The sequence below is a fragment of the Streptomyces sp. NPDC007205 genome, assembly GCF_040634095.1.
In the GTDB taxonomy this organism is placed as follows: domain Bacteria; phylum Actinomycetota; class Actinomycetes; order Streptomycetales; family Streptomycetaceae; genus Streptomyces.
This window is the reverse complement of record NZ_JBEYEW010000018.1, coordinates 151,824-158,423: the sequence shown is the minus strand read 5'-3', so window position 1 is coordinate 158,423 and position 6,600 is coordinate 151,824. Positions and strand designations below refer to the sequence as shown.

The following is a 6,600-nucleotide window of genomic DNA, read 5'->3' as shown; positions in this document are numbered from 1 at the left end:
GTGCTCTCGATGGACTACAACATGCTCGCCAACCAGTCCGTGAACTCCACCAAGGCGCCTGCCTACAACTACCCGGGCTGGCGCAAGCAGTCCGCTCAGGCGTACATATCCGGCTTCCAGCGGGCATACGAGACAAACCGGGCACCGTTCTTCATAGGCAACCACTTCGAGCACTGGAACGGCGGCATCTACATGGACTCCGTCGAGGAGGCCTTCAAGCACATCGCGCGGGAGAAGGAGAAGGGCGCGGACGTGCGGCTGGTCTCCTTCCGGCAGTTCGTCGACTGGATGGACGTACAGAAGCCCGAGGTGCTCGCCAAGCTGCGCACGCTGGGCGTCGGGCAGAAGCCCACCGCCGGCTGGAAGGGCTTCCTGGCGTAGGCGGCTGTCTGAAATGTCCCGTGTAAATACGCCCTGAAATGCGGTTTTCCGCCCGGCAGGGGGGCGCCACAGATCGCCGGAACGGGCATGCGAAACTTTTCACATGAGTACCCGTAGCCGCGCCGCCCTGCTCGGTGCCGTGGCCGCCGTGGCGGCCCTGACCCTGTCCGCGTGCGGCAAGGGCGGCACCTCCGGCGGTGGTGGCAACACGAACTTCGTCACCGGCAACAACGGCATCGAAACCGTGCCGGCGGGCAAGCGCGCTGCGGCCCCGGACCTGTCCGGCGAGACCATCGACGGCAAGACCCTGGACGTCGCCCACTACAAGGGCCAGGTCGTCGTCATCAACGTCTGGGGGTCGTGGTGCGGCCCGTGCCGGGAGGAGGCGCAGTACTTCTCCAAGGTGTCGAAGCAGTACGACGGCAAGGGTGTGCAGTTCGTCGGCATCAACACCCGCGACACCAGCACCACACCCGCGGTCGCCTTCGAGAAGGAGCACGGGATCGGCTACCCGAGTCTGTACGACCCGTCGGGCAAGTTGATGCTCCGCTTCCAGAAGGGCACGCTCAACCCGCAGCTGATCCCCTCCACGCTCATCATCGACCGGCACGGGAAGGTCGCCGCGAGGGCCCTGGAGGCGCTCGACGACACCTCCCTGCTGGACATGCTCAAGCCGGTCCTCGCGGAGAAGTGACGTGAGCGCACTCGTGACGCTGGCCGAGACCGGCCGGAACATGACCGTACTCAACGGCGCCCTGATCGTCTCGGCGCCGATCGCCCTGATCGGCGGGCTCGTCTCGTTCTTCTCGCCCTGTGTCCTGCCGCTCGTCCCCGGCTACCTCTCCTACGTCACCGGGGTCGCCGGCACGGACCTGGCCGAGGCCAGGCGAGGGCGGATGGTCGCCGGAGCCTCCCTGTTCGTGTTCGGCTTCAGTGCGGTGTTCATCTCGACCGGGGCGCTGTTCGGCTTCTTCGGTCAGAATCTGCGGGCGTACCAGGACACGCTCGCCAAGGTGCTCGGCGTGCTCATGATCCTCATGGGCGTGTTCTTCATGGGACTGCTGCCCGGACTCACCCAGCGCGAGTTCCGTTTCCACCGGCGGCCGGTGACCGGCCTGGTGGGCGCGCCCCTGCTGGGAGCGCTCTTCGGCATCGGCTGGACCCCCTGCCTGGGCCCGACGCTGTCTTCCGTGAGCTTGCTTGCCATGCGGGAGTCCAGCGCCGGACGCGGAGCACTGCTGCTGGTCGTCTACTGCATCGGTCTGGGCATCCCGTTCGTTCTCACCGCGGTCGCCTTCCGTAAGGCGCTCGGTGCCTTCGGCTGGGTCAAGCGTCACTACGTGTGGGTGATGCGCCTCGGCGGCGCGATGATGATCGTGACCGGTGTGCTGCTGCTGACCGGGGTGTGGAACAGCATGGTGCAACAGTTGCAGATCTGGTCCGACGGCTTCGATGTGGGGATCTGACCGATGAGCAAGACAGAAACCGACAAGAGCCGGGACCAGCAGGACGGTCAGGAGGACCTCGGCGCGGCCGGCTCCCGGCTGTCCACCGCGCCGCGGGAGGAGATCTCCTCCGCGCCCCGCCTCGGCGTCATCGGCTGGGCCCGCTGGTTCTGGCGGCAGCTGACCTCCATGCGGGTCGCGCTGCTGCTGCTCCTGCTGCTCTCGCTCGGTGCGATCCCCGGCTCGCTGATCCCGCAGACCGGCGCCGACCTGAACAAGGTCGACGAGTTCCGCAAGGCCCACAAGACGCTCGCGCCGGTCTACGACAAGCTCGGCCTGTTCCACGTGTACAGCTCGGTGTGGTTCTCCGCGATCTACATCCTGCTGTTCGTCTCCCTCATCGGCTGTATCGTCCCGCGCACCTGGCAGTTCGTCGGCCAGCTGCGCAGCCGGCCGCCGGGCGCGCCCAAGCGGCTGACCCGGCTGCCCGCGTACACGACGTGGCGTACGGAAGCCGATCCCGAGCAGGTCCGTGAGGCCGCGCTCGCCCTGCTGAAGAAGCGCCGCTTCCGCGCCCATGTCGCCGGTGACGCCGTCGCCGCCGAGAAGGGCTACCTGCGCGAGCTGGGCAACCTCTTCTTCCATATCGCCCTGATCGTGCTGCTGATCGCCTTCGCCTCCGGCCAGCTGTACAAGTCGGACGGCACCAAGCTGGTCGTCGAGGGCGACGGCTTCGCCAACGCGCTCCCGCAGTACGACGACTTCAAGTCCGGCAGCCTGTTCCGGAACGAGGACCTCGTGCCGTTCAGCTTCGACCTGAAGGACTTCAAGGGCACCTACGAGGTCACCGGCCCGAACAGGGGCACGCCGCGCACCTTCGAGGCGAAGATCGACTACAGCGAGGGTGCGTTCGGCAAGCAGAAGTCGACCACCATCAAGGTCAACGAGCCGCTGCACATCGGCGACTCGAAGGTCTACCTCGTCAGCCACGGCTACGCGCCCGTCATCACCGTCCGCGACGGCAAGGGCAACAAGGTCTTCCACGACGCCGTGCCGCTGCTGCCGCTCGACGGCAACGTCACCTCCAACGGCGTGGTGAAGGTCTACGACGGCTACCGCAACCCGCAGGGCAAGACGGAACAGCTCGGTTTCCAGGCCTTCTTCGTGCCGACGTTCGACCCCAAGAGCGGCACGATGCTCTCGCAGTTCCCCGCGCTGGTGAACCCGCTGCTCGCGGTGAACGCCTACCACGGCAACCTCGGCGCCGTGAACGCGGGCATGGCGCAGAGCGTGTACCAGCTGGACAAGACGCACATGAAGGCGTTCAAGGACAGCAAGGGCCAGCTGCTGAAGAAGCTCCTGCAGCCGGGCGACACGCTCACGCTGCCGAACGGCGCCGGGTCCATCACCTTCGAGAAGGACATCAAGGAATGGGCCGGCTTCGAGATCGTCCAGGAGCCCGGCAGCGGCTGGGCGCTCGGCGGTGCCCTCGCCGCGATCCTCGGGCTGGCCGGGTCCCTGTTCATCCAGCGGCGCCGGGTGTGGGTGCGCGCGGTGCGCGGCGCCGACGGCGTCACGGTCGTCGAGATGGCCGGACTGGGCCGCAGCGAGTCCGCCAAGGTGCCCGAGGAACTGGGCGCCCTCGCCGGAACCCTCTACGACCGGGCGCCGGGGGTTCCCGACCCCGGCGACGAACCCGACGACGCCTCCCCCGAATCTCCCGTCGTACCTGCCGAAGGGGCTGAGAAGTGACTCTCGCCGCCGCAACCAACGAACACCTCGCGAGTATCAGCAACACGCTGATCTACTCGTCGATGGCCGTCTACACCCTGGCCTTCTTCGCGTACATCGCCGAATGGCTCTTCGGCAGCCGCAGCAAGGTCGCCCGGACGGCGGCGGCGCTCACCGCCGACGGTGCGCGGAAGGCGAGCGGGCCCGCCGTCACCGTGAAGCGGGCGGGGGGCACCGCCGTGCTGGAGCGGCCCGAGGTCGTCGTCCGCTCGGCGTCCGGCGCCCGTGACGTACCGGACGGGCCCGGCGCGCACGGCGGGGACGTCCAGGGCGACCTCTACGGCCGTATCGCCGTCTCGCTCACCGTGCTCGCCTTCCTGGTGGAGCTGGGCGGTGTCGTCTGCCGCGCGGCCTCCGTGGAGCGGGCGCCGTGGGGCAACATGTACGAGTTCAACATCACCTTCTCCACCGTCGCCGTCGGCGTGTACCTCGCGCTGCTGGCGCTGAGGAAGAACGTGCGCTGGCTCGGGCTGTTCCTCGTCACCACGGTCCTCCTGGACCTCGGTCTCGCCGTCACCGTCCTGTACACGGCGAGCGACCAGCTGGTCCCCGCGCTGCACTCGTACTGGCTGTACATCCACGTCTCAACCGCGATCTTCTGCGGCGCGGTGTTCTACGTCGGCGCGGTCGCCACGATCCTGTACCTGTTCAAGGACTCGTACGAGAACAAGCTGCAGACCGGCGGCAAGCCCGGCGCGTTCGCGACCTCGGTGCTGGAGCGCCTGCCCGCCTCCGCCTCGCTCGACAAGTTCGCCTACCGGGTCAACGCGGCCGTCTTCCCGCTGTGGACCTTCACGATCATCGCGGGCGCGATCTGGGCGGGCGACGCCTGGGGCCGGTACTGGAACTGGGACCCCAAGGAGACCTGGTCCTTCATCACCTGGATCGCCTACGCCTGCTACCTGCACGCCCGCGCGACGGCCGGCTGGAAGGGCCGCAAGGCCGCCTACCTGGCGATGCTCGCCTTCGGCTGCTGGCTGTTCAACTACTACGGCGTCAACATCTTCGTCAGCGGCAAGCACTCCTACGCGGGCGTGTGAGCCGAGGGTCGCCCACACTGGTGTCATGAGCGGTTCCATCGCACAGGGCACCAGCCAGACCCACGGGAACACGCACATACTCCACTTCCTGGTGCGGCTCCCGAGGCGCATGGAAGACGTCTGGCCGGCGGTGGCCACCCCCGAGGGACTCGGGGCGTGGTGCACCGCCGTCGACGTTCTGGAACCCAGGCTCGGCGGTGCGGTCACCCTGCGGGACCTGGGCTCCGGCCGGGTCACGGCCTGGGACGTGGACCGGGTCGCGGAGTACACCGTCGAGCGCGGGCGGCTCCGGTTCCATCTGGAGCGGGACGAGGGCGGCGGCTGCGCGCTGCGGTTCACGCACGAGTTCCAGGGCGAGGAGGAGTCGGAGCAGAGCTGGCGGATCCGATTCGAACGCCTGATCGGTCACGGTGAGGGCTCACAGGCCCTGCCGGGTCAGGAGCCCTCACCGTCCTCGCAGCCCGCAGAGCCCGCAGAGCCCCTTCCCGGGCAGTTCACCTAGGACACCGCGGACAGGCTTCCGTGCGCCACCGAGGCGATGTGGTCGCGCAGCCGCTCGACGTACATCCGCAGGTTCTTCGCCGCCACGTCGGTGTCCGGGTACCGGCTCGCCAGCCACAGCCCCTCGTGCAGCCGGTTCACCCACACGCACACCTGATCGCCGTACGACACCCGCAGCAGCGCGTGCGCCCGCTGCTCCGCCCAGCGCTCGGCGCCGGGGACGGTCCGCGTGTCGACGTAGGAGACGATCGAGTACAGGTCGGGCGAGGTCGGCCGGAAGTCCGCGCCGAGCAGGCGCAGCACCCGGGCCAGCGGCATCCGGGCCAGTGACCGGTTGGCCTGCAGCTGCGTACGCACCGCCCGCAGGGTGTCCGGGAAGCCCGCCGTACGGCCGACCGGCACCTCGATGGGGGCGCCGCCCACGTACCAGCCCACCGAGTCGTTCCACCGCGACTTCACCCGGGTGTGGAAGGGCACCACGGTCCGGTACACCGACTGCCCGCTCAGCTCGTGCACGATCAGTCCGGTCGCGGCCAGCAGCCCGACCATGCTGCCGCCGTAGGGCCTGCAGTACGCCTCGAACGCCGCCGCCTCGGCCGCGTCCGTCAGCGGCTCGCACAGCATGCGCTGCCTCGGCAGCGGGCCGCCCGGCTCCACCCCCAGGTCGACCGGGAAGCCCGGCAGCATGCCGTCGCAGCGCCGGATGAACTCGCGCCAGCGGTCGACGACCGCGTGCCGGCCGTCGATGCCGTCCGCGTCGGCCCGCTCGATCTCGCAGAAGTCGACGTAACTCGCCGCCGGCGCCAGGGAGCCGGGTTCGGTGCCGGCCAGGCCCGCCGTGTACAGCTCGTGGATCTCGGCGGCGATCCGGGTCAGGGAGTAGGCGTCGACGTTGCTGTGGTCGAAGGCCATGTACACGCTGGCGCCGTCGTCCCGGACGACGGCGGTGTAGATCAGGTTCGGCCAGCGCAGCGCGTCCGCGACGGTGTCGAAGCGGTCCTGGAGGTGCCGGACCAGCTCGTCGGCGTCGTCGAAGTCGCCCGCGTCCTCCCGGTGCAGGGACACGTCCGCGGCGTCCAGCGTGAAGCGGCGCAGTTCGTCTCCGGAGGGGCCGGCCCAGCGGAAGCCGCTGCGCAGCGTCTCGTGCCGCACCGTCCAGGTGCGCAGCGCCTGCTGGAGTGCGTCGAGGTCGACCGGGCCCGGCAGGTCGAAGGCGGTGCCCAGCCAGGTCGGCACGAACAGCCCGTCCTCCCGGACGCACCTGGCCGTCCTGATGTGCGACTCCTGGATGTAGGCGGGCGGCCGGGAGTCCTCCGGCAGTGCCGTCGCCGCCGCCACGGTCGCCGGGCTCAGCGTCCATTCGACGAGCCGTCCCGGCCGGACCTCGCAGCGCTGGATGTCAGTGATTCGCACGCGTCTCCTATCGGCAAAAAAAGGGGGGC

The 6,600-nt window shown here is 69.1% G+C and carries 6 protein-coding genes and 1 pseudogene; 6 read left to right on the top strand and 1 reads right to left on the bottom strand.

Annotated elements, in window-relative coordinates:
* The 6 genes and pseudogenes from ABZ624_RS27330 to ABZ624_RS27305 all read left to right on the top strand — a co-directional run.
* Positions 1 to 381, top strand: a pseudogene (locus ABZ624_RS27330) (hypothetical protein); the annotation flags it as partial.
* 103 nt (positions 382 to 484) lie between these two features.
* On the top strand, positions 485 to 1,075 hold the full coding sequence (locus tag ABZ624_RS27325) for a TlpA disulfide reductase family protein (protein WP_360094225.1): 591 nt from the start codon (positions 485 to 487) through the stop codon (positions 1,073 to 1,075).
* Between the two features lies 1 nt (position 1,076).
* Positions 1,077 to 1,847, top strand: a complete 771-nt coding sequence (locus ABZ624_RS27320) for a cytochrome c biogenesis protein CcdA (RefSeq protein WP_360094222.1) — start codon at positions 1,077 to 1,079, stop codon at positions 1,845 to 1,847.
* 3 nt (positions 1,848 to 1,850) lie between these two features.
* Positions 1,851 to 3,578 (top strand): cytochrome c biogenesis protein ResB, encoded by a 1,728-nt coding sequence (locus tag ABZ624_RS27315; RefSeq protein ID WP_360094219.1) that lies wholly within the window; start codon positions 1,851 to 1,853, stop codon positions 3,576 to 3,578.
* On the top strand, positions 3,575 to 4,657 hold the full coding sequence (gene ccsB, locus ABZ624_RS27310; RefSeq protein WP_360094216.1) for a c-type cytochrome biogenesis protein CcsB: 1,083 nt from the start codon (positions 3,575 to 3,577) through the stop codon (positions 4,655 to 4,657). Before ABZ624_RS27315 ends, ccsB begins: the two co-directional genes overlap by 4 nt.
* 25 nt (positions 4,658 to 4,682) lie before the next feature.
* Positions 4,683 to 5,159 (top strand): hypothetical protein, encoded by a 477-nt coding sequence (locus ABZ624_RS27305; protein ID WP_360094213.1) that lies wholly within the window; start codon positions 4,683 to 4,685, stop codon positions 5,157 to 5,159.
* On the opposite strand, the gene ABZ624_RS27300 is transcribed toward ABZ624_RS27305, so the two are convergent.
* Positions 5,156 to 6,571 (bottom strand): condensation domain-containing protein, encoded by a 1,416-nt coding sequence (locus ABZ624_RS27300; protein ID WP_360094210.1) that lies wholly within the window; start codon positions 6,569 to 6,571, stop codon positions 5,156 to 5,158. The two genes, ABZ624_RS27305 and ABZ624_RS27300, sit on opposite strands and share 4 nt — an antisense overlap.
* Positions 6,572 to 6,600 lie beyond the last annotated feature (29 nt).

What these genes read in the sequence shown, in the direction of transcription:
- ABZ624_RS27305 (WP_360094213.1), top strand. Translation starts at nt 4,683, where the DNA reads ATGAGCGGTTCCATCGCACAGGGCACCAGCCAGACCCACGGGAACACG.
- ABZ624_RS27325 (WP_360094225.1), top strand. Translation starts at nt 485, where the DNA reads ATGAGTACCCGTAGCCGCGCCGCCCTGCTCGGTGCCGTGGCCGCCGTG.
- ABZ624_RS27315 (WP_360094219.1), top strand. Translation starts at nt 1,851, where the DNA reads ATGAGCAAGACAGAAACCGACAAGAGCCGGGACCAGCAGGACGGTCAG.